Source organism: Burkholderia sp. BCC1998, from assembly GCF_905339875.1.
Classification (GTDB): domain Bacteria; phylum Pseudomonadota; class Gammaproteobacteria; order Burkholderiales; family Burkholderiaceae; genus Burkholderia.
In genome coordinates, this window is sequence record NZ_CAJPHE010000005.1 from 59,848 (window position 1) to 82,399 (window position 22,552).

General features: G+C 66.9%; 27 protein-coding genes and 1 tRNA gene. 10 read left to right on the plus strand and 18 right to left on the minus strand.

Going from position 1 to position 22,552, the window contains the following annotated elements:
- Positions 1-28 precede the first annotated feature (28 nt).
- The 5 genes from U5A56_RS10980 (at position 29) to U5A56_RS37160 (ending at position 4,840) form a co-directional block, all read left to right on the plus strand.
- Positions 29-1,708: a sodium:solute symporter family transporter gene (locus U5A56_RS10980; RefSeq protein WP_321798604.1), complete on the plus strand. Its 1,680-nt coding sequence runs from the start codon at positions 29-31 to the stop codon at positions 1,706-1,708.
- A gap of 14 nt (positions 1,709-1,722) precedes the next feature.
- Positions 1,723-2,058, plus strand: coding sequence for a DUF485 domain-containing protein (locus U5A56_RS10985; protein WP_321922272.1), 336 nt, complete (start codon positions 1,723-1,725; stop codon positions 2,056-2,058).
- Positions 2,059-2,616: 558 nt separating this feature from the next.
- Complete coding sequence (locus U5A56_RS10990) at positions 2,617-3,678, plus strand: porin (protein ID WP_321922273.1); 1,062 nt, start codon at positions 2,617-2,619, stop codon at positions 3,676-3,678.
- 99 nt (positions 3,679-3,777) lie between these two features.
- Positions 3,778-4,695, plus strand: coding sequence for a LysR family transcriptional regulator (locus U5A56_RS10995; protein WP_321812771.1), 918 nt, complete (start codon positions 3,778-3,780; stop codon positions 4,693-4,695).
- Positions 4,640-4,840 (plus strand): YciI family protein, encoded by a 201-nt coding sequence (locus U5A56_RS37160; protein WP_415749118.1) that lies wholly within the window; start codon positions 4,640-4,642, stop codon positions 4,838-4,840. The genes U5A56_RS10995 and U5A56_RS37160 overlap by 56 nt, the downstream gene beginning before the upstream one ends.
- 192 nt (positions 4,841-5,032) lie before the next feature.
- Here the strand turns inward: U5A56_RS37160 and U5A56_RS11000 are convergent.
- Positions 5,033-5,117 (minus strand) — tRNA-Leu (locus tag U5A56_RS11000).
- Between the two features lie 149 nt (positions 5,118-5,266).
- Between U5A56_RS11000 and U5A56_RS11005 the strand changes: the two genes are divergently transcribed.
- Positions 5,267-6,592, plus strand: a complete 1,326-nt coding sequence (locus U5A56_RS11005) for a leucine-rich repeat-containing protein kinase family protein (RefSeq protein WP_321922275.1) — start codon at positions 5,267-5,269, stop codon at positions 6,590-6,592.
- 44 nt (positions 6,593-6,636) lie between these two features.
- Here the strand turns inward: U5A56_RS11005 and U5A56_RS11010 are convergent, their stop codons facing one another.
- The 9 genes from U5A56_RS11010 to U5A56_RS11050 form a co-directional block, all read right to left on the minus strand.
- The gene (locus U5A56_RS11010; RefSeq protein ID WP_321922276.1) at positions 6,637-7,266 is read right to left on the minus strand and encodes a LysE family translocator; all 630 of its coding nucleotides are present in this window, start codon (positions 7,264-7,266) and stop codon (positions 6,637-6,639) included.
- Positions 7,267-7,350: 84 nt separating this feature from the next.
- Positions 7,351-7,527 carry a hypothetical protein gene (locus U5A56_RS11015; RefSeq protein WP_185733800.1) on the minus strand — a complete coding sequence of 59 codons (177 nt, stop codon included), beginning with the start codon at positions 7,525-7,527 and terminating at the stop codon, positions 7,351-7,353.
- Between the two features lie 32 nt (positions 7,528-7,559).
- Positions 7,560-8,006 (minus strand): copper chaperone PCu(A)C, encoded by a 447-nt coding sequence (locus tag U5A56_RS11020; RefSeq protein ID WP_044846864.1) that lies wholly within the window; start codon positions 8,004-8,006, stop codon positions 7,560-7,562.
- Positions 8,007-8,052: 46 nt separating this feature from the next.
- A complete protein-coding gene (copC, locus tag U5A56_RS11025; protein WP_321811346.1) occupies positions 8,053-8,418 on the minus strand; it encodes a copper homeostasis periplasmic binding protein CopC in 366 nt (121 codons plus the stop codon).
- A complete protein-coding gene (locus U5A56_RS11030; RefSeq protein WP_321798689.1) occupies positions 8,415-8,558 on the minus strand; it encodes a hypothetical protein in 144 nt (47 codons plus the stop codon). The genes copC and U5A56_RS11030 overlap by 4 nt, the downstream gene beginning before the upstream one ends.
- An 89-nt stretch (positions 8,559-8,647) precedes the next feature.
- Positions 8,648-9,025, minus strand: a complete 378-nt coding sequence (locus U5A56_RS11035; protein ID WP_044846867.1) for a DUF2946 domain-containing protein — start codon at positions 9,023-9,025, stop codon at positions 8,648-8,650.
- A gap of 103 nt (positions 9,026-9,128) precedes the next feature.
- Positions 9,129-9,623 carry an SRPBCC family protein gene (locus tag U5A56_RS11040; RefSeq protein ID WP_044846907.1) on the minus strand — a complete coding sequence of 165 codons (495 nt, stop codon included), beginning with the start codon at positions 9,621-9,623 and terminating at the stop codon, positions 9,129-9,131.
- Positions 9,624-9,679: 56 nt separating this feature from the next.
- A complete protein-coding gene (locus U5A56_RS11045) occupies positions 9,680-9,982 on the minus strand; it encodes a 2Fe-2S iron-sulfur cluster-binding protein (protein ID WP_059527056.1) in 303 nt (100 codons plus the stop codon).
- A gap of 134 nt (positions 9,983-10,116) precedes the next feature.
- The gene (locus U5A56_RS11050; RefSeq protein WP_321922280.1) at positions 10,117-12,006 is read right to left on the minus strand and encodes a sigma-54-dependent Fis family transcriptional regulator; all 1,890 of its coding nucleotides are present in this window, start codon (positions 12,004-12,006) and stop codon (positions 10,117-10,119) included.
- A 301-nt stretch (positions 12,007-12,307) separates the two neighbouring features.
- Between U5A56_RS11050 and U5A56_RS11055 the strand changes: the two genes are divergently transcribed.
- Together U5A56_RS11055 and U5A56_RS11060 are read left to right on the plus strand one after the other, a co-directional pair.
- Positions 12,308-12,583 (plus strand): DUF2964 family protein, encoded by a 276-nt coding sequence (locus tag U5A56_RS11055; protein WP_235879236.1) that lies wholly within the window; start codon positions 12,308-12,310, stop codon positions 12,581-12,583.
- A 243-nt stretch (positions 12,584-12,826) separates the two neighbouring features.
- Positions 12,827-13,114, plus strand: a complete 288-nt coding sequence (locus U5A56_RS11060; protein WP_014898618.1) for a DUF1488 domain-containing protein — start codon at positions 12,827-12,829, stop codon at positions 13,112-13,114.
- 171 nt (positions 13,115-13,285) lie between these two features.
- On the opposite strand, the gene U5A56_RS11065 is transcribed toward U5A56_RS11060, so the two are convergent.
- The 3 genes from U5A56_RS11065 to U5A56_RS11075 are packed head-to-tail and all read right to left on the minus strand — an operon-like array spanning position 13,286 to position 15,033.
- Positions 13,286-14,149: an MBL fold metallo-hydrolase gene (locus tag U5A56_RS11065; protein ID WP_321922282.1), complete on the minus strand. Its 864-nt coding sequence runs from the start codon at positions 14,147-14,149 to the stop codon at positions 13,286-13,288.
- A gap of 4 nt (positions 14,150-14,153) precedes the next feature.
- Complete coding sequence (locus U5A56_RS11070) at positions 14,154-14,480, minus strand: hypothetical protein (protein ID WP_321922284.1); 327 nt, start codon at positions 14,478-14,480, stop codon at positions 14,154-14,156.
- 13 nt (positions 14,481-14,493) lie between these two features.
- The gene (locus U5A56_RS11075) at positions 14,494-15,033 is read right to left on the minus strand and encodes a sugar ABC transporter (RefSeq protein ID WP_321922286.1); all 540 of its coding nucleotides are present in this window, start codon (positions 15,031-15,033) and stop codon (positions 14,494-14,496) included.
- A gap of 202 nt (positions 15,034-15,235) precedes the next feature.
- On the opposite strand from U5A56_RS11075, the gene U5A56_RS11080 reads away from it, so the two are divergent.
- Positions 15,236-16,087, plus strand: a complete 852-nt coding sequence (locus tag U5A56_RS11080) for a LysR substrate-binding domain-containing protein (protein ID WP_044846873.1) — start codon at positions 15,236-15,238, stop codon at positions 16,085-16,087.
- Between the two features lie 174 nt (positions 16,088-16,261).
- Here U5A56_RS11080 and U5A56_RS11085 read toward each other — a convergent pair whose 3' ends face one another.
- Positions 16,262-17,563: an NCS2 family permease gene (locus tag U5A56_RS11085; RefSeq protein WP_044846874.1), complete on the minus strand. Its 1,302-nt coding sequence runs from the start codon at positions 17,561-17,563 to the stop codon at positions 16,262-16,264.
- Positions 17,564-18,341: 778 nt separating this feature from the next.
- Here U5A56_RS11085 and U5A56_RS11090 point away from each other — a divergent pair.
- Positions 18,342-18,620 carry a hypothetical protein gene (locus U5A56_RS11090; protein WP_044846875.1) on the plus strand — a complete coding sequence of 93 codons (279 nt, stop codon included), beginning with the start codon at positions 18,342-18,344 and terminating at the stop codon, positions 18,618-18,620.
- Positions 18,621-18,793: 173 nt separating this feature from the next.
- On the opposite strand, the gene U5A56_RS11095 is transcribed toward U5A56_RS11090, so the two are convergent.
- The 4 genes from U5A56_RS11095 to U5A56_RS11110 all read right to left on the minus strand — a co-directional run bounded on the left by U5A56_RS11095 (position 18,794) and on the right by U5A56_RS11110 (position 22,526).
- Positions 18,794-19,168, minus strand: coding sequence for a DUF2917 domain-containing protein (locus tag U5A56_RS11095; RefSeq protein ID WP_321922289.1), 375 nt, complete (start codon positions 19,166-19,168; stop codon positions 18,794-18,796).
- Positions 19,169-19,420: 252 nt separating this feature from the next.
- Complete coding sequence (locus U5A56_RS11100) at positions 19,421-19,708, minus strand: hypothetical protein (RefSeq protein WP_124485275.1); 288 nt, start codon at positions 19,706-19,708, stop codon at positions 19,421-19,423.
- 90 nt (positions 19,709-19,798) lie between these two features.
- Complete coding sequence (locus U5A56_RS11105; RefSeq protein WP_044846877.1) at positions 19,799-20,704, minus strand: metal-dependent hydrolase; 906 nt, start codon at positions 20,702-20,704, stop codon at positions 19,799-19,801.
- 34 nt (positions 20,705-20,738) lie between these two features.
- The gene (locus U5A56_RS11110; protein ID WP_321922291.1) at positions 20,739-22,526 is read right to left on the minus strand and encodes an SDR family oxidoreductase; all 1,788 of its coding nucleotides are present in this window, start codon (positions 22,524-22,526) and stop codon (positions 20,739-20,741) included.
- Positions 22,527-22,552: the final 26 nt, after the last annotated feature.

The following is a 22,552-nucleotide window of genomic DNA, read 5'->3' on the forward strand; positions in this document are numbered from 1 at the left end:
CATTCATAAAAAAATGGAGGAGAACATCATGGAACATGCAACGTTTCGCGCCCGGCGGACGATGGCCGCGCTGTCGGCAGGTGTGTGCGCCGCGGCCGCAGCGGGCGCGGCATGCGCGGCCGAAGCACCGGCGCAGCGCGTCGCAAGCGGGTATACGCTTGCGCCGTTTCTGCTCTTCGTTGCGTTGACGCTCGGCATCACGTACTGGGCATCGCGTCGCAACCGCTCGGTTTCGCAGTTCTATACGGCCGGCGGCAGTGTCACGCCGTTGCAGAACGGCTTCGCGCTCGCAGGCGACTACATGTCCGCATCGTCGTTCCTCGGTGCGGTCGGCATGATGGCCGGCTCGGGCTACGACTCCATCATTTACGGCGTCGGCACGCTGATCGGCTGGCCGATCCTGCTGTTTCTCGTCGCGGAACCGCTACGCAATCTCGGACGCTTCACGCTCGCCGATGTCGTCGCATTCCGTCTCGCGGAGCGTCCGGTTCGGAGCCTGGCCGCCGTGAATTCGCTGGTGATCGTGCTGTTCTATCTCGTCATCCAGCTGGTCGGCGCCGGCAAGTTGATCCAGCTGCTGTTCGGCGTGCCTTACATGGTGGCGATGCTGGCGGTTGGCGCGCTGGTGCTCGTGTATGTGCTGATCGGCGGGATGCTGGCCACCACGTGGGTGCAGATCGTGAAGGCGGTGCTGATGGTCGCGATCGGTACGTATCTGGCGTTCAAGGTGCTGCAGGCGACCGGCTTCAGCGCCAGTCGGCTGATCGCCACGGTGGTGCAGTCCCATCCGGCCGGCTCGGCCGTGCTGGCGCCGAGCCGGCTCGTCACGAACCCCGTGGATGCGATTTCGCTCGGCATGTCGTTGATCTTCGGCATGGTAGGCCTGCCACATATCCTGAGTCGCCTGTTCACCGTACGCGACGGCGCCGCTGCCAGGCAATCGGCGTTCTACGCAACCGCGCTCATTGCGTGGTTCTATACCGCGGTCGTCGTGATCGGCGCCGGTGCGATCGTATTCGTGCTCCGCAATCCCGCTTTCCTGGATCCGGTCACGCACACGCTGATCGGCGGCGGAAACATGACGGCGATGCATCTGAGCCATTACTTCGGCGGCGACGTGTTCCTAGGCATCATGTCAGCAGTTGCGTTCGCAACGATACTGGCGGTCGTCGCGGGGCTCACGATTTCGGGCGCATCGGCGGTCGGTCACGATCTGTACAAGCGCATCCTGTGCCGGGGGCAAGCCGATCCGGCGCGCGAACTGGCGGTATCGCGCCGGGCCACGTTCGTACTGGTCGCGGCTGCGCTGCTGCTGTCGCATCTCGTGCAAAACCTGAACATCAGCTTCCTGGTCGGGCTCGCGTTCTCCATTTCGGCGAGCACCAACTTCCCGATCCTGATGCTGTCGATGTTCTGGCGAGGATTGACGACGCGCGGCGTACTGGCTGGCGGGATAGTCGGGTTGGTGTCGTCGGTCGGGCTGCTCGTGACCGGGCCGACAATCTGGGTGGGCATCCTGAAGCACGACAGTGCGCTCTTTCCGTACGCGAACCCGACCCTGTTCTCGATGACGCTGGCGTTCGGCGTCGCATGGCTCGCATCGATTACCGACTCGTCCGCTCGTGCGGCGGCGGAGCGTGCGGGATTCGATGCGCAGATGTTCCGCAGCGCGACCGGCATCGGCATCAGCGCTCCCCAAACTCACTGATCACTGGAGCAACCATGTCGAACGTCAATCACCCGGCAGTCGTTGCGCGCAGCACCGATGCGAACGCAAGCGTCGACGCACGCACGCGCGACGTGGCCCGTCTGGTCCGCCGTCGCACACGCCTGAGTATCGGCATGAGCGTGCTCGTGCTGGGCATCTACTTTGCGTTCATCCTGACCGTCGCGTTCGCCCCGGCCGTGTTGACACGCCACTTCCCGGTCGAATCGCCGATGACGGTCGGGATCGTCGTCGGGATCGGGCTTTACTGGTTCTGCGCGATCGCAACGGGCGCGTACGTGTGGATAGCCGACCGCTGGATCGACCCGCTCGTCGGGCGGATTGCCCGATGAACGGGCGGGCGCGCCCGGGCTCGCGATGACGAAGCCCGTTGCGCGGTCGCATGGCGACCGGTACGAATCGATATGCCGCGCTGTCGGAACCACGCCGAATTGTCCGGGACTTGCCGTCGAGCCGAATGGATGTCCGGATCGTCGTGCGTCGCGGTAGTCCAAGGTCACAATGCGTCGTTCGCGCAATCCACATCAGAGCCGTGTCTCCTTGTGCGCGTGTCAGTCATGAAACTGATACGCGCTTTTTTTTGACGAGGATGGCCATGTCGGTCGTGACCGACATGATCGAAGCGCCGCTCGTGTGTTCCGCACACAGTCATCGGAGGGTCATGCAACTCTTGCATCGCCGGACGACAAGAATCTCATTGGATGGTGATTTTTTAGCTGAATACGATGCATCGCGGTCTCGAAGATCCACGCGAACGCATACACCTGTGCCGCGCATGCGATGAAGAAGATCGGTTTTCCAACGATTCGGTGTGCGAAAGGGACATGCCGTAGCGAGCGGGAATGCGTGGGGCCGGATCGAAGCACAATCCAATCAATCGATGGGGCGACATGAAAAACAGAAAATCAGTGAGGAGACTGGCGACGACCGCGTTGACGCTTGCGTGCGCGACGGGGGCGGATAGCGCCCGCGCGCAGAGCTCGGTGGTCATGTACGGCATCCTGGATATCGGCATCCAGAGCTTGACCAACGCCGGATCGAACGGGAAGTCGTCGCTTGGCATGCTGGGCAGTGCGTTTCTGCCGTCCCGCTTCGGCATCAAGGGCGACGAGGATCTCGGCGGGGGCTACGGTGCAATCTTTCAGCTCGAAAACGGCTTCGACCTCGGCAAGGGCACCCTCGTGACGCCGGGCACGTTGTTCAACCGCCTTTCGAGCGTCGGGTTTCGATCGCCTTATGGCCGGCTGACGTTCGGGCGGCAATACAGCGTACAGTTCGACAAGACGGTGCTCTATGATCCTACGTATTTCGCCAACGACTCGACGCTTTCGCTGAACGCGATTCCGCTGGCGACGCTGAGGCTGAACAATGCGGTGAAGTTCCAGTCGCAGCCGTTTTACGGATTCGATGTCGAGGCTGAATATGGCTTCGGTCAACAACTTCCGGGCAACGGCCTGGCCGGCCGGTATGTCGGTGCGGCGCTCGAATATGTCCGGGGAGCGCTTGCCGCTCGCGTGCTTTACGAGCAGAGTCGCGGTACGAGCGCAGGCGGCATCGATGCGTCGGGGCGGGTCGATGAGCGGTACAGCGCGGCGCTTCGTTATACGGTGGGCGGCGTGACCGTTGCCGCGGGCGTCACGCGCGTGGTCGGAGACCTCCAGTTGACCCCGCGCGGCGTGGCTTACTGGGGCAGTGCGAAGGGTTTCGCGACGCCGACGATTCAATGGTACGTGCTGGGCGGCCGCTACGCGTTCCAGAGCACGCCGGGACACCCGACGCTGTTGGTCGGCGGAGGCGAGTATCTGCTGTCGAAGGCGACGTTTCTGTATGCGCATGTCGGCACGGTCTGGAACTCCGACGAGAGCGCGTTCGGCGTCAACAGCTTTTCCAGTGTGGGCCAGCCTGGCAAGAGTCAGGTTGGCGTGAGCGTCGGCATTCATCACCGGTTCTGATACGGCACACGGGCGCCACGATCGAGCCGTTGCGGCGAAGGGCGCGACTATACTTTCCGCACGTGGGCAGGGTCGCTGCCCGTGAACGCCTGATTTCACATGAACCTTCGCAAACTGCAACACGTCCTCGCGCTCGCTCGGTGCCAGAATTTCAGTCGCGCTTGCGCGGAGGTGCACCTGAGTCAATCCGCGCTGTCCCGCAGTATCCAGTCGATCGAAGCGGAGTTCGGTATTTCGCTGTTCGATCGCAGCGCGCAACGTATCACGCTGACGCCGCACGGCAAGGTATTCGTCGAGCGGGCGCGCCGGATCGATTTCGAAGTGCGGGAGCTCGGGCGCGACCTCGCGCTGCTCGAGCGCGGGGAGTTCGGCGATCTCTGCATCGGGCTGGGAGCGACGCCCGCCGCGCTGCTCAGGCAACCCATCCTGACGTTCGGGGCCGTTAATGCGCCCCAAGTACGCGTGGTACTCAAGCGCGGCGATACCGCCGACCTGCTCGGCATGTTGCTGGCGGAGCGCATCGACATGTTCGTTGGCGATATCGCGTCACTCACGCAGCAGCCGGAAATCGAGATCGTGCCGCTGCCGAGATGGCGGGCCGCATTCTTCTGCGGTCACGCGCATCCGCTTGCGGGCATGGCGGGCGTATCGCCCGAGAATCTATTGAAGTATCCGGTCGGCTGCACGCATCTGTCGAAGTACGCGCTCGACGATCTTCAGCAGCATCTCGGATATCCAATCGCGGATCGCATCAAGCTCCAGAGCGACGATTTCGGCGAGCTGGAGGCGGCGGCAGCCGTCAGCGATGTCGTCATTCTTGGCAGCCGGCCAGTATTCGACGAGGCGGTTCGGGCAGGAAGGTTGCATCCGGTGCCGCTCGATCCGCCGCTGGCTGGTTCGGCCTGTTTCGGGATCGTCACGCTCGCGGGCAGAACCCAGTCGGCCACGATGCTGAGAATCAATGCCCTGGTGCAACGTGTGTTCGACAATTTCGCGGAAGACTTGCCGACACGCTAGCTCGGTGAGCGGGGGCCTGTTTCTCTATGAGGCGGGCGATATCGACACGGTGCGGCGACTCGTGCACGAAGACCCGTTCAACACGGAAGGGGTTTGGAGGACGGTCGATATCCGTTTTTTTCCGAACCGGGCAGACGAGCATTGATGCGTGTTTGCGTGCGGCTCATCGTATCCGGGAGGTGCGGATGCGAAAGGGCGCATGCGGATGCGGGCCGCGGTTTGCGCAGTCTCGCCGGCCGGGGTTGCCTCGGTCGTTGCGCAGCGGACAACAAAAAACCCGCGAAGCCATGCGCTGTCGCGGGTTCTGCAAATGCACGAAACACGGAAAAACCGTATCTGGTGCCGACGGCGAGACTCGAACTCGCACAGCTTTCGCCACTACCCCCTCAAGATAGCGTGTCTACCAATTTCACCACGTCGGCACTTCAGTACTGCAAGGGGCGCAATTCTAGCGCCACATTGCGCGTTTGTGAAGGGGGTGTGACGCGATCGCGGGGCAGGCGAGGGGGAACCCGGTAAAATTCGCCGGATCGATCCGACGATCCTCGCAACCGCAACCCGTTTTCTCCCCGTGACGACGACCCTCGAACAACTGCAGGCCGGCCAGCTGTCGGGCGCCCGGCAACTGAAGCTCGCGTGCGGGCTGACCGAATTCCCGCGCGAGATCTTCGATCTGGCGGATACGCTCGAAGTGCTCGATCTGTCCGGCAATGCGCTGTCCGCGCTGCCGGACGACCTGTCGCGGCTGCATCGCCTGCGCATCCTGTTCGCGTCCGGCAATCGCTTCACCGAATTTCCTGAAGTGCTCGGCACGTGCGCGCAGCTCGACATGATCGGCTTCAAGGCGAACCGGATCCGCACGGTGCCGCGCGATTCGCTGCCGCGTGCGCTGCGCTGGCTGATCCTGACCGACAACGAAATCGACGCGCTGCCCGCCGAGATCGGCGATTGCGCACGCCTGCAGAAGCTGATGCTCGCGGGCAACCGATTGCGTGCGTTGCCGCCCGAAATGGCCGCCTGCCGTGCGCTGGAGCTGGTGCGGCTGTCGGCGAACCGGCTCGACGCGCTGCCGGACTGGCTGCTGCGCCTGCCGCGCCTCGCGTGGCTCGCATCGGCGGGCAATCCGTTCGGCGCCGCGCCGGAAGCCGCGGCGTCGGCCGGGCCGGGCGTCGCGGATATCGACTGGACGTCGCTGACCTGCGACGAGAAGCTCGGCGAAGGCGCGTCGGGCGTAATCTACCGCGCGCAATGGCGTGTGGACGGCGCCGCGCCGCGAGCGGTCGCGGTCAAGCTGTTCAAGGGCGCGGTGACGAGCGACGGCCTGCCCGATTGCGAAATGGCCGCCTGCCTGCACGCCGGGCGCCATCCGAACATGATTCCGGTGATCGGCAAGGTGCGCGGCCATCCGGACGGCACGCACGGCCTCGTGATGGAACTTGTCGATCCGGCGCTGACCAACCTCGCCGGGCCGCCGAGCTTCGCGTCCTGCACGCGCGACGTGTACGCGGCCGACGCGCGATTCGCGCCGGCCGACGCGTCGCGGATCGCGCTCGGCATCGCGTCGGTCGCCGCGCATCTGCACGCGCGCGGCATCATGCACGGCGACCTGTACGCGCACAACATCCTGCACGACGGCAAGGGCGGCGCGCTGCTCGGCGATTTCGGCGCGGCGTCGGTCTACGACGTGAACGACCGCGAGCGCGCGGCGCGGCTCGAACGACTGGAGGTCAGCGCGTTCGGTCATCTGCTCGGCGAGTTGCTGGCGCGCTGCGAGCCGCGTGCATGGGAAGGCTCGCACGCACTCGACGCGCTGGCGGCCGAGTGCCTGAACGAGGATATCGACGCGCGGCCGTCGTTCGGCGAGATTGCGGCAGCGCTGGCCGCATCGAAGGACTGACGATTCCGCCCGCGCCGCGGCGCGGGCCGTCGCCGTGCGGATGCTTACGCCTGCCGCGCGGTCAGCAGCTTGATCCCGAGCCCGACGAACAGCAGCCCGCTCGCGCGCTTGGCCGCGCGTACCCACGGGCTGATGGCGATGCCGCGATGGAGCCGGCGCACGCCGAACGAATAGACGCTGTGCACGATGACGACGGTGCAGGCGATCGTCGCGTACATCGCGACGAACTGCATCGCGAGCGGGCGATCGTGCGCGATGAACTGCGGCATGAATGCCGACAGGAAGATCATCGTCTTCGGATTGCTGCCCGACACGAACAGCGCTTCGCGGAACAGTTTCCTGCGGTCGGGCTCGACGATCGCGGCCTCGCCGTCCGGCGAACGGCGGTTGCGCCCGCCGCGCAGTTGCCGGATGCCCAGATAGATCAGATACGCGGCGCCGACGACCTTCATCGCGATGAACAGCGGCGGCATCTCGGCCAGCACGGCGCCGACGCCGAACGCGACGAGCATGACCACCGCGCCTTGCGCGACGAGGTTGCCCGCGATCGTCGCGGCGGTGCCGCGCGAGCCGTAGCGCACCGTGTTGCGGATGACGAGCAGCACGTTGGGGCCCGGCGACAGCGTGGTGGCGAGATAGGCTGCGGCAAACAGCAGCCAGGTCTGAATGGACATGCGGCGCTCCGAAAGGCGGGTTCCGAGGTCGGGGTGAATCCGTGCATGATGCCACGGCGGCGCGGTTCACCCCGACACACGGCGTCAACGCGCGTCGCGCACGCAGTAGGCGGCGATCGACGACGGCGAGTCGATCGCGGACGGCCGCGTCATCCAGGCGATCCACCCCGCCCATAACCCGCAGACGATCAGCACGGCGACATTCAGCGGCGTCCGGTAGCGGACGATCAGGTTGGCCAGCGGCAGGCGTTCCTTGCTCATGTGCATCTCCTTCGGTCGTTGCGCAGGCGGCGTTACTGGCCGGTGTAGGACGGCGCCTTCGCGTCGCAGGTCACGGACGCCGTCGCGCCGTCGGCGAAATGCAGCCGCAACGGCACCTTCGCGCCGGGCGCGACGGGCTGGCGCGGCTCCTCCAGCATCACGTGATAGCCCTTCGGCCTGAACGTCACCGTGCCGTGCGCGGGCACGTCGACCGCTTCGACGTGAACCATCTTCGCGGTGCTGCCGGCCGTCTGCGTTTCGTGCATCATCGCCATCCCGAACGCGGGCGTATCGATGCCCGTGAGCGTGACGGGCTTGTCGCCGTCGTTCTTCAGCGTGAAATAGCCGGATGACGGCACCGTCGCCGGCATCGTGCGGATCCAGCATGCATCGGCCTGGACGGCCGACGCGGCGAACGTGGCGGGCGCCTGCAGCGCCAGCAGTGCGAACAGCAGGCTGGTCGGAATCGAGCGTTTCATTGTTGGTGTTCCTGATCGGGTAGGGAAGCGCGGGCAGCGTATGCGGTTACTTCAGCGTGAACGCGTAGCGGCCCTGCGTGCGATGGCCGTCGCTCGCCACCGCGACCCATGCGACCGTGTACGTGCCGGGCGTCAGGTTCGCCAGTGCGACATGCATCCGCTTCCGGTTGCCGGCGTCGACCGCGGATTTCCCGTCGGCGACCGACTGGCCGTGGCTGTCGGTGACGACGATCGAACTGAATGCGGGTTCGAGCGTTTCGCTGAAGTCGATCGTGACCGCGTGCGGCGCGCTCGACAGCGTGGCGTCGGCGGCCGGTTCCAGGGTTTTCGGGTGCGCGTGCGCGTGTGCGGCCTGGGCGACGACGAAGCCGAGAGCGACGAGTGCGCCGCGGAGGAATGCAGTGGTTTTCATGACGGGATGATCCGGTTGGAAATGATAAGGAAAACGATGTATTCGAATTCGGCACGCGGCCGCGCGTTCGCGCGCGCGCAACGGCCTGAAGCGGGCGAGCGCACGCACGGCACGGCGCCGCGAGCAATACGGTCGAACATGATCGTCCTTCGAAACGTGACACGGCATGCACGCGCGGACGCGTGCGGACGGCGCGATGCGCTGCAGCATCACGCGCGGTGACGACGAATCAGGACGCGAGCGGCGGGGCGCGCGGCTGCGCGGCCGTGAGCGGCAGCGCGCGGCGCAGGCTTTCGAAGCGGGTTGCTTCGCGGTGCTGGAGCGGGTGGACGTTGGCCGCGAACGTCAGTTCGGGCGCGGGCAGGGCCGGCGTATGGGCGAGCAGGCTGCAATAGCCGCAGGCCTGCAGATGCGCCTGCAGGCTTTTCGACGACGCATCGCCGGCGTGGCCGCCGTCAGCCGGCGCGGCCGTGCAGTGGCCGGCAAGCAGTGCGTCGACGCGGCCTTGCGTCGTCAGCGCCTGCGAGATCGTCGGCGCGAGCGCCGTCATCAGGATGGCGAGCATCCCGATCAGACTGACGATCTTCCGGAAACGACGACTCAGCATGCGATGCGCGGGGCGGCGTAGGGTAACGATGGAGCGGATTATGCCATGCACCCGCGGCTAGGGCATGCGGGCACGTGGATACCGGGAATGACGCGCGCCGCGCTCACGCGTGCTTCGCCAGATATTTCGTGATCAGCATCATCTGCGCGGCCCAGCCGTGATCGTTCATCTCGCGCGCCTTCGCACGGCGCGCTTCGATCAGCTGGTCGAAACCCGTCTCGGTGACCGTCAGCAGCGTGCCGCCGTCCTTTTCCGCGAGCGCGAACGTGACGAGCGTCATCGGCTCGGACGTGTAATCGAAGTTCGGGTCGATCGCGAACGGGTGCCAGCGAAAGGAGAACAGTTGTTTCGGCTCGACGCGATCGACGACGATTTCGAACACAGTGCCCGCATACGGCTCCTGTGCCTTGGCGATGTCGTCGTCGACGCGCGTCGGCGTGATGCGGCCGAACAGCGGCTGGTCGGGCACGAACGGCCCGTCGAACGACACGCCGAACCAGATGCCGAATTCGCCGGCATTGCTGACGGCTTCCCAGACGCGCGCCAGCGGCGCGGCGAGCAAGGCTTGCTTCTCGATGCGATCGGTGGACTGGGTCATCATCTTCTCCAGGCAGGCATCATCGTTGCGGGACGGCGCGCGGCAGCGCGCCGCGTTCAGTCGATCATCACCGCGTCGGGAACGTCGAGCACGACATCCGAAGTCGCGACGGCCACGCACGGCAGCGTATAGCCATCGGCCTTTTCCTCGCGGCTCAGACCGGGCCATTCGATCGTATAGCGTACGCTGCCGCTGACGATCCTGCACAGGCAGCTTCGGCACGTGCCGTTGCGGCACGAGCGCGGCAGCCTGACGTGCGCGAACGCGGCGGCCTCGAGCAGCGTCAGCGAATCGGGCGCGTCGAACGTCGCGCCGAGCGGCTCGATGCGCACGAGAGGCGGGTGGTCGGGATCGGTCATGGGTGAAAGCGGGCGGCGAATCGGCAGCGAAGCGAGGCAAGGCAGCGCGATGCCGGAAGGCAACGCAAGCGCCAAGCATACCCGAAGCCGCCTGCGGCCGGCGCCCGTCGGGCGGGCAACCGGCCCGGAACGTGTCAGTGCCGGCGCAGGTAGCGGTACACGGTATTGCGCGCGAGCCCGAGCTCCCGCGCGGCGGCCGATACGTTGCCGCCGTGCCGTGCGAGCACGGCATCGATCACCGCGGCCTGGTGGCTCTGCAGCGTCGTCGCTTCGCGCACGTCGGCCGGTGTGGCTTGCGCCGCGGGTGCGGCGTCGCAGTCGAGCCAGAAATCGTCGGGCAGGTGCGCGAGCGTGATTTCGGCTTCGTCTTCGGCGAGCATGCCGGCCGTGCGCAGGACGTTGGTCATTTGCCGCAGGTTGCCGGGCCAGCGGTGCCGCATGAACGCGTCGAGCACGTCGGCCGCGAGGCGGCCCGGCATCGGCTCGCTGCGCGCCAGCCGCGCGAGGATCCGCTCGACCAGCGCGGGCAGGTCGGTGCGCGCGGCGAGCGGCGGCAGCGTGACCGCGAGCCCGTTGATCCGGTAGAACAGGTCTTCGCGGAACGTGCCTGCGGCGATCATCGCGCGCAGGTCGCGGTGGGTCGCGCAGACCACGCGCACGTCGACCGGCACCGCGCGTGCGCCGCCGAGCGGCATCACCGCGCGCTCCTGCAGCACGCGCATCAGCCTGACCTGCTGCGCGAGCGGCATGTCGCCGATTTCGTCGAGAAACAGCGTGCCGCCGTCGGCCTGCACGATCTTGCCGGGGCTGCCGCGCTTGCGCGCGCCGGTGAACGCACCGTCCTCATAGCCGAACAGTTCGGCCTCGATCAGCGAATCCGGCAGCGCCGCGCAGTTGACCGCGACGAACGGGCCGTCCGCGCGCGGCGATGCCTGGTGCAGCGCACGCGCGAGCCATTCCTTGCCGGTGCCGGTCTGGCCGAGGATCAGCAACGGCAGGTCGCGTCCGCGGATCTTCGCGACGCGTTCGAGCACGGCGGCCATCCGCGCATCGCCGGTGTCGAGCGTCGCGAACGTGATCGAGTCGGGATCCGGCGCCCGCGTGCGCACGGCGGGGGCGGGCGGCGTGACGGCGACGGTCGTCTTGTGCGCTTCCGCGAATTCGCAGCGGGCGAGCACGCGCACGCCGGTCGACAGCGTGAGGCGGAACGGTGCGCCGGCCGCGCGGGCTGCGTGCTGCGCGAGCTGGCCGAAGTGCATGCCGAACAGCGCGTCGCAGCCTTGATGCTGCAATGCATCGAACGTCGCGCCGAGCTGGAATTGCGCGCTCCGGTTCGCGGCGATCAGCCCCCCGTCGGGGCCGAACGCGACGAGCCCGGCGAACAGCGAGTCGACGCAATCCTCGTGGGCGTGGAAGCGCAGCCGCAGCGCTTCCGCGCACTGGTTCGCGAACAGATGGTTCTCGATCAGCTGCGCGGACATCCGCACCAGCGCGAGCGTATGGGGGCTGAAGCCGCGCGGGTCGCCGCTCACGTCGAGCGTGCCGAGGGTGCGGCCGAACGGATCGATGATCGGCGCGCACGAGCAGGTGAGGATATGGTTCGCGCGCAGGAAGTGTTCCGAGCCGTGCACGGCGACCGCCTGGCCCGATGCGAGCGCGGTGCCGATCGCGTTGGTGCCGCGTGCGCCTTCGGCCCATGACACGCCGGTGCACAGCGCGACGCGGTTCGCCTTCTCGATGAAGTCCGCGTCGCCGATGCTGTGCAGGATCACGCCGTCGGCATCGGTGAGCAGCACGAGGCTTTGCGTGTCGGCGATTTGCGCGTGGAGGTTTTCCATCACCGGGCGCGCGTGTGCGAACAATGCGTGGTTCGTGTCGAGCAGTTCGCGCAGCGCGAGCCGCGACAGCGGCGAGAAATCGGGGCGCTCGTTCGCGCGCAGGCCGACCGCGGTCGAACGGGCATGCGCCTGCGCGAGCAGGTCAGTGCGGCCCGCGGTGGCGGGCAGCACGAAAGATTGAGGCATGTCTTGTCTCCTGTCGGCCGGAGTTAGCGCTTCAGCGCTTACTCCGGCCCCATGCTTCGCGGTCGGCCGGAGTTAGCGCTTTAGCGCTTACTCTGGTCCCATGCTTCGCGGTCGACCCAAGTTAGCACTTCAGCGCTTACTCTGGTCCGATGCTTCGCAGTCGGTCCGAATTGGCCTTGACGCCCTGCACCGCACCATCCGCCACCCGGGCCGCCGCCGTCGATATCGCCTCATCATACAAGCGCCGCGCACGTTGTGCGACTGCGTACAAAAACCCCTTGCTTTTAAGCGCCCGCCTGCAATGATGGAAATGGAACACGCACGCGCCGTGTTCCGCATCGCAACATGCATGCGACGCGACATGCATCCGTTCGGGAGACGCATCATGGTTCGGACGGAACTGAGAGTCGTGCTGGCGGCCATCGCCACCTTCATCATGCTGGGCGGCATCGCCGTGGCGATCCACGGTCTGCTGTTCGACCTGAGCGACGCGGTGCAATACGGAGCGGCCGCGATTGCGGCGGGCGCCACGACCGCCGCGATCGCGCTGAACGTCTGGCCTACCGATCCTCACTGACGCCGTTCGGCAAAACGGTGCCGGATGTCGTGCTGGTCAGAGGAAATGCGCGTCGGAACGACGCACATCGCAAATTTTGCCTCCTGCGCGAAACCGTCTAAAGTGGAATGCAACCGGCATGCATTAGTCCGCGCCATACCCCCGTGGATCGTGCCTCTGCCGGCGAGCCCGCGTAAATTTTCGTCCGGCCGGTAGCGGACGACGGACGCGGTCATTTGCTTTCTACCGGTCGAGGCGGCTCCCATGCAGATCCATTTCACGAATGAGAAGCCCGAATATTCGGGGCGCGACCTGATGCTGGGTTTCACGGCGCTGGTCAATGGCGAGCGCGTCCAATGTCAGATCACCGCCGAGGCGCTGGAGGATCATTTCGGTGCGGCATCGCCGCGCTTCGAGGACATGGTCGGTGCGTACGATCAGCACCGCGAGCGGATCGAGGCAGCCGCACGGCGGTTGCTGTCCGAGACGCGCGCGCAATGCGTGACGCTGCGCAGCGGCTACGTGCGCTTCTACGAAGCGAACTGGCGCTGAGCCGGACGACCGGGCAGCGACGGAGCGGGCGCCGGATACCGGCGCCCGTGTCATATCGGCGCGGGCTCGTCCGGTAGATCGATCGCTTGTGCGGGACGATGCGCTGCACGGTCCGGGCATCGTGCGGCGCGATGGCGTGCCCGCGTTCCGTTTCGGTTGATCCCGTTTCGCTCAATCTGCGCCGATCAGCGCATACGCGCCGCTCGTTGCGTCGTGCGTGCGCGCGATGCGTGCGAAGCCTGCGTCGGCGAGGTGCATGCCTGCAATCAGCAAGCGATCCGAAGCGACTTCGGCGAGCGTGGCCGCGCGGGTCGCCGATGCCTGCGACGGATCGTGATCGAACGCGATCGACACGTCTGGGCGAGCAACCTGGATCGGCGCGAAATGCACGAGATCGCCCCAGATCAGCAGGCGCTCGCCCTGCGATTCGACGCGATAGCCGGTGTGGCCGGGCGTGTGCCCCGGCAGCGGCACGGCGGCGATACCGGGCAGCACGTCGCCTGCCGCGATGGTACGCAGCTGCGCCGCGCAGACGTCGAACGCGCGCCGCGCGATTCGGACATTGACGCGCGCGCGCTCGCTGGCCCTTTCGTACATGTCGTCGTCCAGCCAGAACATGCGTTCCCGTTCGTCGATGAGCACCTCCGCTTGCGGAAAGGCCGGGCGCTCATCCGCGTCGAGCAGGCCGCCGATGTGGTCCGGATGCGCGTGCGTCAGCAGGACCGTGTCGATCTCGCGTGCATCGATGCCGGCTTGCGACAGCGACGGACGCAGCAGACCGCCCCAGTTCCGGATGCCGCCGGCACCGGTGTCGACGAGCACGGTGCGGCCGTTTCCGCGTATCACGTAGCAGTTGATGTTGACCGCCGACGGCGTGTGCATGCCGGCCCGGTGCATGATGCGGGTCGCGTCGTCGACGTCGATGTTCGACAGCAGATCGAGGCCGGCCGTCAGCGTGCCGTCGCTGATCGCGGTCACCGTGAAATCGCCGACTTGGCGGCGTGGGAAAGAAGGGCGTGGAACGGGTGCGCTCATGCGGTCAATGTCGGGCGTGAAGGTGGGTGGTGTCGTAGCCGAAGCAGCGGATGCGTGCGACGAATCCGGTGTGGCGGAGAATCTCGCGATCCAGTTCGGCCATGAACCGGTCCATCAATTCAGTGGTGCGAAACGATGCGATGCGAAAGCGGATCTCCGCGCTGAGCGGATGCCCGCGGCCGTGCCGGATCGGCACGTACGCGACGTGGATCGTGCCGGGTGCGGCGCGCAACACCTCGGTGCAGAGCGTCTCGCAGGCTGACGACAGTGCATCGAGTGCCGCGTTGGACGGCATGCTCGTCTCGGGGATGAAAATCGTGACGCTGGGCATGGCCGGGCTCCCGTCAGCGTGCGGCCGACGTCGTCGTCGCGCTGACGAGCCGGTCGCCCATCGGCGCATAGCACCGGATCGCGGCGTCCGACGCATCGGACGCGAGCCGCGCCTGGTCGTGATCGAGGACCGCCAGCCAGCGGGCGGCCGGCTGGCGGTCCAGCGCGACCGCATGCATGGCGGTGGCTGCGATACCTGCTCGCGCGAACGGGGCGGCGTCGTCGCAAACGGCCAGCCATTGATGGCCGGCGACGGCCGGCGCGGGTGCCGCGCCGTCGTACACGTTACGGCGCCATTCGACGATGTGCGGCTGCCAGCGCGCGAAATTGCCGCCGCCCTTGTCGCGATACTCGGCCGACGTCAGCACGTCGGGGCCGTCGATCGTATGCAGCGCGAGGTAGACGGGGCCGTCGCCGCCGAGGGCGCGAAAGCGTTGCGACGTGCGGAAGCCGGATACCGAGATCAGCGCCGGCAGTTTGACGCGGCTGTAGAAGTCGTTCCACCCGGCTTCGACGGCGGGCTCGGCGATGCTGCATTCAACGGCATAGATCATGACATCTCCACGGGTGGCGAGCGGCCTTCGGGCGCGATCGGCCGGCTCGACGGGTTGAGTTTTTGTCATGATAATGAGCGGAAGAATGGGCGGAAAACGATGATTCGTCACCGTTCAATGACATTTGATCAAGCCATGACCGACGGCGGTCGGACCGGGAGCAATCGTGACGCGACGCAGGATTCCGAGCAATTCGGCATTGATGGCATTCGAGGCCGCGGCGCGGCATGGGAGCTTCGCGCGCGCCGCCGATGAGCTGGCGTTGACGGAAGGCGCGATCAGCCGGCAGATCGGCCGGCTGGAGACGTTCCTGGGCGTCGCGCTGTTCGAACGGGTCGGCAACCGCGTGCGGGTGGCGCCGAACGGCGCGCGCTACGCGGCGCAGGTTCGCGAAGTGCTGGACCGGCTCGAGCGCGACAGCCAGTACATGATGGGGCAGCCCGGCGACGGCGGCAGCGTCGATATCGCCGTGACGCCGACGTTTGCGACGCGCTGGCTGATTCCGCGGCTCAAGGGATTCCAGACGCAGCATCCGAACATCACGGTGCATTTCGCCGATCGCGCCGAGCCGTTCGTGCTGGCCGGCAGCGGCTTCGACGCGGCGATTCACTTCGAGCATCCGGCCTGGGCCGGCATGCATACGTACCGGTTGTGCGAGGAGGTGCTGGTGCCGGTCTGCCATCCGTCGCTGCTCGCGGGCGGGCAGCCGGACACCTTGCTGGGCACGCTGCCGCGCCTGCACAAGCGCCAGACGCCCGATGCTTGGTCGGCGTACGTGCAGGAGACGGGGTTGCCGGTGAACAATCCGGCCGCCGGCGCCCGCTACGATCTTTACTCGATGCTGATCGCCGCGGCGCTGGCCGGGCTCGGCGTCGCGCTGGTGCCGCGCCTCTATGTCGACGCCGAAATCGCGCAGGGGCTGCTCGCGGCGCCCTGGCCGGACGGGCGGGGCGTGGTCAAGCGCTTCTGTCTCGTGTTGCCGGAGGCGCTGGAACTGGGCGAGGGGCCGTTGCAGACCTTCGCGCGCTGGGTGCTCCGGCAGGCGGACGCGTGACCTGACGTCGCCCGCACCAGGCGGGCGCCCTTGTGAAACGACCCGGCCGCAAATGCGACCGGGTCGTCAGGGGCCGTCCTTCTCGCCATGCCGTTCGGTTCCGCGACGGGAACCGGACGGCACTACACCTGAAGGTGGCGTCTTTTCATCATGCAGCGCACCGGGGCGCGTGCGTCACTCGCTGCCGAGATAGAAGAAGCGGAACAGGAACACGGCCGCGATGATCCACACGATCGGCTTGACCGTGCGGGCCTGGCCCGTCAGCAGCTTCAGGCCGCCGTACGCGATGAAGCCGAATGCGACGCCGTTCGCGATCGAGTACGTGAACGGCATCAGCAGCGCGGTCAGCGCGGCCGGCACGGCTTCGGTCGCGTCGTCCCACGGCACGTCGACCATCTCGCGCAGCATCAGGCACGACACGTACAGCAGTGCCGGTGCCGTTGCGTAGCCCGGCACGACGCCGGCCAGCGGCGCGATGAACAGGCACGCGAGGAACAGCACGGCGACGGTGATCGCCGTCACGCCGGTGCGACCGCCGGCCTGCACGCCCGATGCGCTTTCGATATACGCGGTGGTCGACGACGTGCCGAGCACCGAGCCCGCGACGATCGCGGTGCTGTCGGCGAGCAGCGCCTTGTTCAGGCGGTTCATCTTGCCTTCGACGAGCAGGCCCGCGCGGTTCGCGACGCCCATCAGCGTGCCGGTCGCATCGAACAGCTCGACGAGGAAGAACACGAGGATCACGTTGATGATGCCGGTCGACAGCGCGGCGCCGATGTCGAGCTTGAACAGCGTCGCGTCGATCGACGGCGGCGCGGAGAACACGCCGTGGAACTGATTGCCGCCGAAGAAGAACGACAGGACGGTGACACCGATGATGCCGATCAGGATCGCGCCGCGCACGCGCAGGTGGTCGAGCGTGACGATCGTGAAGAAGCCGATGATCGCGAGGATCGTCGTGGGCTTGTGCAGGTCGCCGAGCGTGACGAGCGTGGCCGGGCTGCCGACGATCACGCCCGAGGTCTTCAGCGAGATGATGCCGAGGAACAGGCCGATGCCGGCGGTGATCGAGATGCGCAGCGATTTCGGAATGCCGTTGACGATCGCCTCGCGCACGCGGAACAGCGTGACGAGCAGGAACAGGCAGCCGGAGATGAACACGGCGCCGAGCGCGGCCTGCCACGTGAAGCCCATCCCCTTGACGACCGTATACGCGAAATACGCGTTCAGGCCCATGCCGGGTGCGCACGCGATCGGATAGTTCGCGTACAGCCCCATGATGATCGATGCCAGCGCCGCGACGAGGCAGGTCGCGACGAACACGGATTCCTTCGGCATGCCGGCATCGCCGAGGATCGCGGGGTTGACGAAGATGATGTAGGCCATCGTCAGGAACGTGGTGACGCCCGCGAGTATTTCGGTGCGGAAGTCGGTGCCGGCTTCAGCGAAGCCGAAATACCGCTTGATGGATTCCATGAAGGCGTTTTCTCCGGTCGGGTTGTCGTGTTGCTTGTTGTTCGTGCCGAATTGTTGTAAGGCAGCGCGAGGCCGGCCTACTGTAACCAGCCACTATTGCCGCGCTATCGGCGGATTGTAATAGCGCGGATAGCTCGGACGATATAGTTGCGGGGCACGATCGGCCGCGTTCGCGCGAACGGTCGGACAGGCCGGCCGCGCGAGGAAGGCGCGCATTTTACCGGTTCGGACGACGCGGGGCAGGCAGAAACGATGGAAACGATTCGATGAGGGGACGGCGGGCCGGGCCGGCCGATGCGGGCGCAACGACATGACCGGCATGCGGCGCGGCCGCCGCGCGATGACATGCGATGACATGCGACTGCAATGGCGCACCCGCATGCTGGCCGAACGCAGGACGGTCGCAATGCATGCGCGAACGCGCGCGGCATGACCGGCGCGGGTGCGCAGCGGCGTGCAGCGGCCATTCATCAGTCCAGGCGGTTGCAGATATCGGGCTATCCTGCGCCGAACCCGTTCCGTCCGCAACTGTCATTTCGCGACGCGGGCGCGACTGTGGTTTCTGTGTAAAAGATTGCAAGACGTCATCGCGTTAACCGGCAAGTCTTTCTAGGATAGATACACCGCGCACACACGCCGGCCAGTCGTTGCCGACGCGGGGGAGTCGCAGTCCGTGCAGGGCAGGCGGTGAAGTGCGGTGACGGTCGTTGCGCATTCGGGCAGGCGCGACCGGTTGCGATTGCCCGATGCGGGTTCGTCCGTCATCCCGGAGGTGAGCATGTTGAACTGGATCAGCCGTTGGGCGATGCGGCACGCCCCCACGCCGGAAAAAACCGCTGCGTCGATGCTCGTGACGGCGCGCATGGAACTGTTCGCAGCCGAACAGCGCGTCATCGATGCGAAATTACAGGCGGATTACTGGCGTACGCGGGTGTCATTTCTCGAGGAGGTGCAAAAGCAAGGCATCGACCCGTGGGTGACCTCGCAGGCGGCGCAACGCCCCGACCTCGATGCCATTCCCCGCAGCACGGGCCCGCGTCTCGCCGCCAGCACCTGATGCACGCGATGCATGCAAGGGTTGCGCACGGCGCGCGATCGCTCGCGGCACGCACGCGCGTGCCGCGTCATTCGATGCGCACCCGCGACGCATGGCGCCGCGGGTGCGTCCGTTTCCGGATGCGTTGATTCCGCGCGTTCCGGTGTCACGTCGCGCGACGGAATCGCGCATCGTCACCCCCGTCTTCGCCATCGTCCGGCGAGCAAACGTTGCATTCGCGCGAGCGCGCGTCTCAGCCGTTCGCCGCGCCGCACGTACGCCGTCGTGATCGACGCTTCGGCCGGCCGGTCGTCATCGGTGCCGAGCCAGATGCGATCGCCGCGCGCGATGCGCAGCACGTCGCCGGGTTGTACCCAGTAGTCGTCGACGCTCGGCGGCCGCGTGATCCACAGCGGCGCGCCATGCGCACGAATTTCCGCATCGCCCGGCGCGCGCCAGGTGAGCGTCGTGCGCGGCGCAACCGCGAAACGGATCACGACGGTCGGTAACGCGATCGCGCCGGCGCGGCGCGAATCGGGACGGTCGAACAACGGGCTTGCCTGGTCCATCGTCTTCTCCATTCGTTGAGCCGGACGGATGACGCGCACCAGAACAAAAAGGCCTCATCCGTTTCCGGTGAGGCCTTGTGTGACATGCGGTACTGCTCGGATGCTAACGCACAAGCGCCTCCCGTGATCCATTCTTTCGAATGTTCACCGGGCAATGATTCGCGATGGCGATGAGCTTGAACGTAGGCATGCGAACGAGTTTGTCGATGTCGTACGGCGTTGTCAACGACTATTTTCGAGAAACGTGGCGCGTCACGCGTCGCGCTGGGCGAGGCCGTTGACGAGCAGTTCGGACAGCAGGCCCGTCATGCCGTTCGGATGCGTGGCGGCGCGTGCCTTCAGCTGTTCGACGAGTTCGGCGTTGAGCTTGCACGCGAACGGCACGAGACCCTGTTCCTGGTCGAGCTTGCGCTGCGCGCGGCGATCGAGCTTCGCCGCGTCCTCGGCGCCCTTGCCGAAACGGGCGGAGCTCGACTGCTTCAGCGCGTGCGTCAGCTTGAGCGCCTTGTTCTTTTCTAGATCGGTTTTCTTCATGGCCATCGCGGCACCTCCGGGAAATGAAGCCGCGATTGTACGCATTTCGGCGGACGCCGCCCGCCGACGCCGTGACGAAGCCGTCGACGACCCGGCTCACGCGCCCTTCGTCGTGCCCCAGTTGCCGCCGTGCGCGGCCGCCTGCGCGGCCGGCGAGCGCGCCAGATACGCGAGCGCCTGCTCGGTCGAGCCTTCGTGGTGCGGCGTATAGCCCGGCTTGAAATAGCGCAGCGCCGCGCCGATCACTTTCCAGAACGACGGCAGGTGCCCGCGCCGCGAACCCTTCCACCACGCGAGCACGAAACCCGGATAGCGGCCGGCGGCCGGATCGCGCCGGTACATGAACTTCGCGCCGCTCGTGATGAAGTAGAGCAGCAGCACGATCACGAACGCCATGTGCAGGCAGCGCTCCGGGTAGTTGCCGCCCATGTGGTTGTAGATGTCGAACGCGACGGTCCGGTGCTCGACTTCCTCCGCGCCGTGCCAGCGCAGCAGGTCGACCATCGTCGGGTCGGCACGGCCTTCGTCGAGCCCGTGCGCGTTGAGCACCCAGTTGCCGAGGTAGCCGAAGAAATGCTCGAGCGACGCGATCACCGCGAGTTGCTGCCGCAGCCAGAAGCGCGTATGGCCGATCTTCAGCCCGAACGGCGCTTCGCCCAGCACGCGCGTGAACAGCCAGTTCAGCTTCTGCGTGAACGGCTTCGTGTCGATCCCGTGCCGGTCGTAATAATGCTTGAGCACGCCGCCGTGCGAGCGCGAATGCACTGCTTCCTGGCGCAGGAAGCCTTCGGCTTCGTCGCGCAGGCGTGCATCGGTGATGTGCGGCAGCGCCTTGTTGTACACGCGGCAGAACCACAGCTCGCCTTCCGGGAACAGCAGGTTCAGCGTGTTGATGATGTGTGTGCTGCCCGGGTCGTTCGGCACCCAGGTGATCGGCGTATCGCTGAAGTCGAACTTCACGTGCCGGGCCTTGATCTTGTGATAGTCGGCGGTAGCGGTCATCTGTGTCTCCGTTCCTGTGCGGCGCGCTGCGCCGTCAATGCGATGCCATGCTGATGCGGGCCAGCATCCGGCCGAGCCACGGCATGAAGCGGCCGACGAACCGCAGCGCGTGCGCCTCGGTGCCCACCGCCACGACCGGCCGGTTGCGCAGCACGCCGTCGACCATCGCCTGCGCGACGGTTTCCGGCTTCAGGCCGCGCATCTGGTACAGCTTCGTGGCGCGCTTGCGCAGCCGCGCTTCGTCCTGTGCGCTGGCGCCCGCGTATTGCGTCGACGCCATGATTCCGGTTTCCGCGAAACCCGGGCACACGGCCGTCACGCCGATGCCTTTTTCCGCCAGTTCCGCGCGCATGCATTCGCTGAGCATCAGCACGGCGGCCTTCGTCGTCGCGTAAGCGGGCAGGTCGCGCGACGGCCCGAACGCGGCGGCCGACGCGGTGTTGACGATGTGGCCGCCCGCGCCGCGCGCGGCCATCTGCTGCGCGAACAGTCGCGAGCCGTGGATCACGCCCCACAGGTTCACGTGCAGGATGCGCTCCCAGTGCCGCTCGCTCGTGTCGAGGATGCCGCCGGCCATGCCGATGCCCGCGTTGTTGATCACGATGTCCGCGCCGCCGAGCTCGCTGCCGACCCATGCCGCGAGCGCTTCCATCTCGTCGGCGGCGCCGACGTCCACGCGTTTCGCGTATGCCCGCGCACCGGTCAGCCCGAGCAGCAGCGCGGTGCGCTCGGCGCTCGAGAGATCGATGTCGCACACGACGACGGTCGCGCCTTCGCGGGCGAACGCGAGCGCCGCGCTGCGGCCGATGCCGCTGCCCGCGCCGGTGACGACCGCGACCTTGCCGCTGAACCGGCCGCTGGTCGCGCGGCGGCGTGCGTTCGCGAGCGCGGGCGGTTCCTCGCCCGATTCGACCGCGTCGATCAGCTGCTCGGCGAGGCCCGCGAAGCGTGCGGGATCGGCGAGCGGCAGCCAGTGGCCGGCCGCGACTTCACGGCGGTAGTACTGCGGCACCCAGCGCGACAGGTTCTCGGACAGCGCCGGGCTCACGTATTTGTCGCCGAGCGGCACGATCGTCTGCACCGGTGCGTGCGCGTAGCGCTCGCGCGGCGCGAACAGGCAGCGGATGAAGTTCGCGCGATAGAGGCGCACGCCGCGCGCGCCGTCGTCGGCCTGCGTCGGGCGCGGCGCGGCCGGCGTCTTCTCGATCCGGCGCAGCAGGCCCGGCCACGCGCGGCCGAGCCACAGCCGCCAGCCGAGTTCGGGGACGAACGGCAGGTGGAACAGGTACACGTACCACGAGCGCACGAGCTGGCCGCCGAGTTTGCCGAGCGACGCGGGCGTCGGGTGCAGCACGCGTTCGCGCAGCCAGAAGCCGACGTGATCGAGGCACGGCCCCGAGCACGACGTGTACGACGCGATGCGGCCGGCGAGCCGCGGATCAGTGACGAACTCCCAGCCCTGGATCGAACCCCAGTCGTGCGCGATCAGGTGCACCGCGCGGCCGGGGCAGAGCGCGTCGATCACCGCGACGAAGTCGTCGGTCAGCTTCGCGAGGTGGTAGTCGGCCGTGCGCTTCGGTACGCCGGACAGGCCCGCGCCGCGCACGTCGTAGGCGATCACGTAGTGCCTGCGCGCGAGCAGCGGCGCGACCTGCTGCCAGACGCTGCTGTCGTCGGGGTAGCCGTGTACGAGCACGACCGGCGAGCGGGCCGGGTCGCCCCAGGTTCGCACCGCGAGCGTGAGGTCGCCGGAGGCGACGGCCGTTTCGCTGTGGACCGATTCGAACAGGGCCAGCGGCGCTTCGTCGGAAAGAGGCTGCATCGTGAGTCCGTCGTTCAGGGATTCGG

What these genes read in the sequence shown, in the direction of transcription:
- U5A56_RS10980 (WP_321798604.1), top strand. Translation starts at nt 29, where the DNA reads ATGGAACATGCAACGTTTCGCGCCCGGCGGACGATGGCCGCGCTGTCG.
- U5A56_RS10985 (WP_321922272.1), top strand. Translation starts at nt 1,723, where the DNA reads ATGTCGAACGTCAATCACCCGGCAGTCGTTGCGCGCAGCACCGATGCG.
- U5A56_RS10990 (WP_321922273.1), top strand. Translation starts at nt 2,617, where the DNA reads ATGAAAAACAGAAAATCAGTGAGGAGACTGGCGACGACCGCGTTGACG.
- U5A56_RS10995 (WP_321812771.1), top strand. Translation starts at nt 3,778, where the DNA reads ATGAACCTTCGCAAACTGCAACACGTCCTCGCGCTCGCTCGGTGCCAG.
- U5A56_RS37160 (WP_415749118.1), top strand. Translation starts at nt 4,640, where the DNA reads ATGCCCTGGTGCAACGTGTGTTCGACAATTTCGCGGAAGACTTGCCGA.
- U5A56_RS11010 (WP_321922276.1), bottom strand. Translation starts at nt 7,266, where the DNA reads ATGTCCATTCAGACCTGGCTGCTGTTTGCCGCAGCCTATCTCGCCACC.
- U5A56_RS11015 (WP_185733800.1), bottom strand. Translation starts at nt 7,527, where the DNA reads ATGAGCAAGGAACGCCTGCCGCTGGCCAACCTGATCGTCCGCTACCGG.
- U5A56_RS11020 (WP_044846864.1), bottom strand. Translation starts at nt 8,006, where the DNA reads ATGAAACGCTCGATTCCGACCAGCCTGCTGTTCGCACTGCTGGCGCTG.
- copC (WP_321811346.1), bottom strand. Translation starts at nt 8,418, where the DNA reads ATGAAAACCACTGCATTCCTCCGCGGCGCACTCGTCGCTCTCGGCTTC.
- U5A56_RS11030 (WP_321798689.1), bottom strand. Translation starts at nt 8,558, where the DNA reads ATGTTCGACCGTATTGCTCGCGGCGCCGTGCCGTGCGTGCGCTCGCCC.
- U5A56_RS11035 (WP_044846867.1), bottom strand. Translation starts at nt 9,025, where the DNA reads ATGCTGAGTCGTCGTTTCCGGAAGATCGTCAGTCTGATCGGGATGCTC.
- U5A56_RS11040 (WP_044846907.1), bottom strand. Translation starts at nt 9,623, where the DNA reads ATGACCCAGTCCACCGATCGCATCGAGAAGCAAGCCTTGCTCGCCGCG.
- U5A56_RS11045 (WP_059527056.1), bottom strand. Translation starts at nt 9,982, where the DNA reads ATGACCGATCCCGACCACCCGCCTCTCGTGCGCATCGAGCCGCTCGGC.
- U5A56_RS11050 (WP_321922280.1), bottom strand. Translation starts at nt 12,006, where the DNA reads ATGCCTCAATCTTTCGTGCTGCCCGCCACCGCGGGCCGCACTGACCTG.
- U5A56_RS11055 (WP_235879236.1), top strand. Translation starts at nt 12,308, where the DNA reads ATGATGGAAATGGAACACGCACGCGCCGTGTTCCGCATCGCAACATGC.
- U5A56_RS11060 (WP_014898618.1), top strand. Translation starts at nt 12,827, where the DNA reads ATGCAGATCCATTTCACGAATGAGAAGCCCGAATATTCGGGGCGCGAC.
- U5A56_RS11065 (WP_321922282.1), bottom strand. Translation starts at nt 14,149, where the DNA reads ATGAGCGCACCCGTTCCACGCCCTTCTTTCCCACGCCGCCAAGTCGGC.
- U5A56_RS11070 (WP_321922284.1), bottom strand. Translation starts at nt 14,480, where the DNA reads ATGCCCAGCGTCACGATTTTCATCCCCGAGACGAGCATGCCGTCCAAC.
- U5A56_RS11075 (WP_321922286.1), bottom strand. Translation starts at nt 15,033, where the DNA reads ATGATCTATGCCGTTGAATGCAGCATCGCCGAGCCCGCCGTCGAAGCC.
- U5A56_RS11080 (WP_044846873.1), top strand. Translation starts at nt 15,236, where the DNA reads ATGGCATTCGAGGCCGCGGCGCGGCATGGGAGCTTCGCGCGCGCCGCC.
- U5A56_RS11085 (WP_044846874.1), bottom strand. Translation starts at nt 17,563, where the DNA reads ATGGAATCCATCAAGCGGTATTTCGGCTTCGCTGAAGCCGGCACCGAC.
- U5A56_RS11090 (WP_044846875.1), top strand. Translation starts at nt 18,342, where the DNA reads ATGTTGAACTGGATCAGCCGTTGGGCGATGCGGCACGCCCCCACGCCG.
- U5A56_RS11095 (WP_321922289.1), bottom strand. Translation starts at nt 19,168, where the DNA reads ATGGACCAGGCAAGCCCGTTGTTCGACCGTCCCGATTCGCGCCGCGCC.
- U5A56_RS11100 (WP_124485275.1), bottom strand. Translation starts at nt 19,708, where the DNA reads ATGGCCATGAAGAAAACCGATCTAGAAAAGAACAAGGCGCTCAAGCTG.
- U5A56_RS11105 (WP_044846877.1), bottom strand. Translation starts at nt 20,704, where the DNA reads ATGACCGCTACCGCCGACTATCACAAGATCAAGGCCCGGCACGTGAAG.
- U5A56_RS11110 (WP_321922291.1), bottom strand. Translation starts at nt 22,526, where the DNA reads ATGCAGCCTCTTTCCGACGAAGCGCCGCTGGCCCTGTTCGAATCGGTC.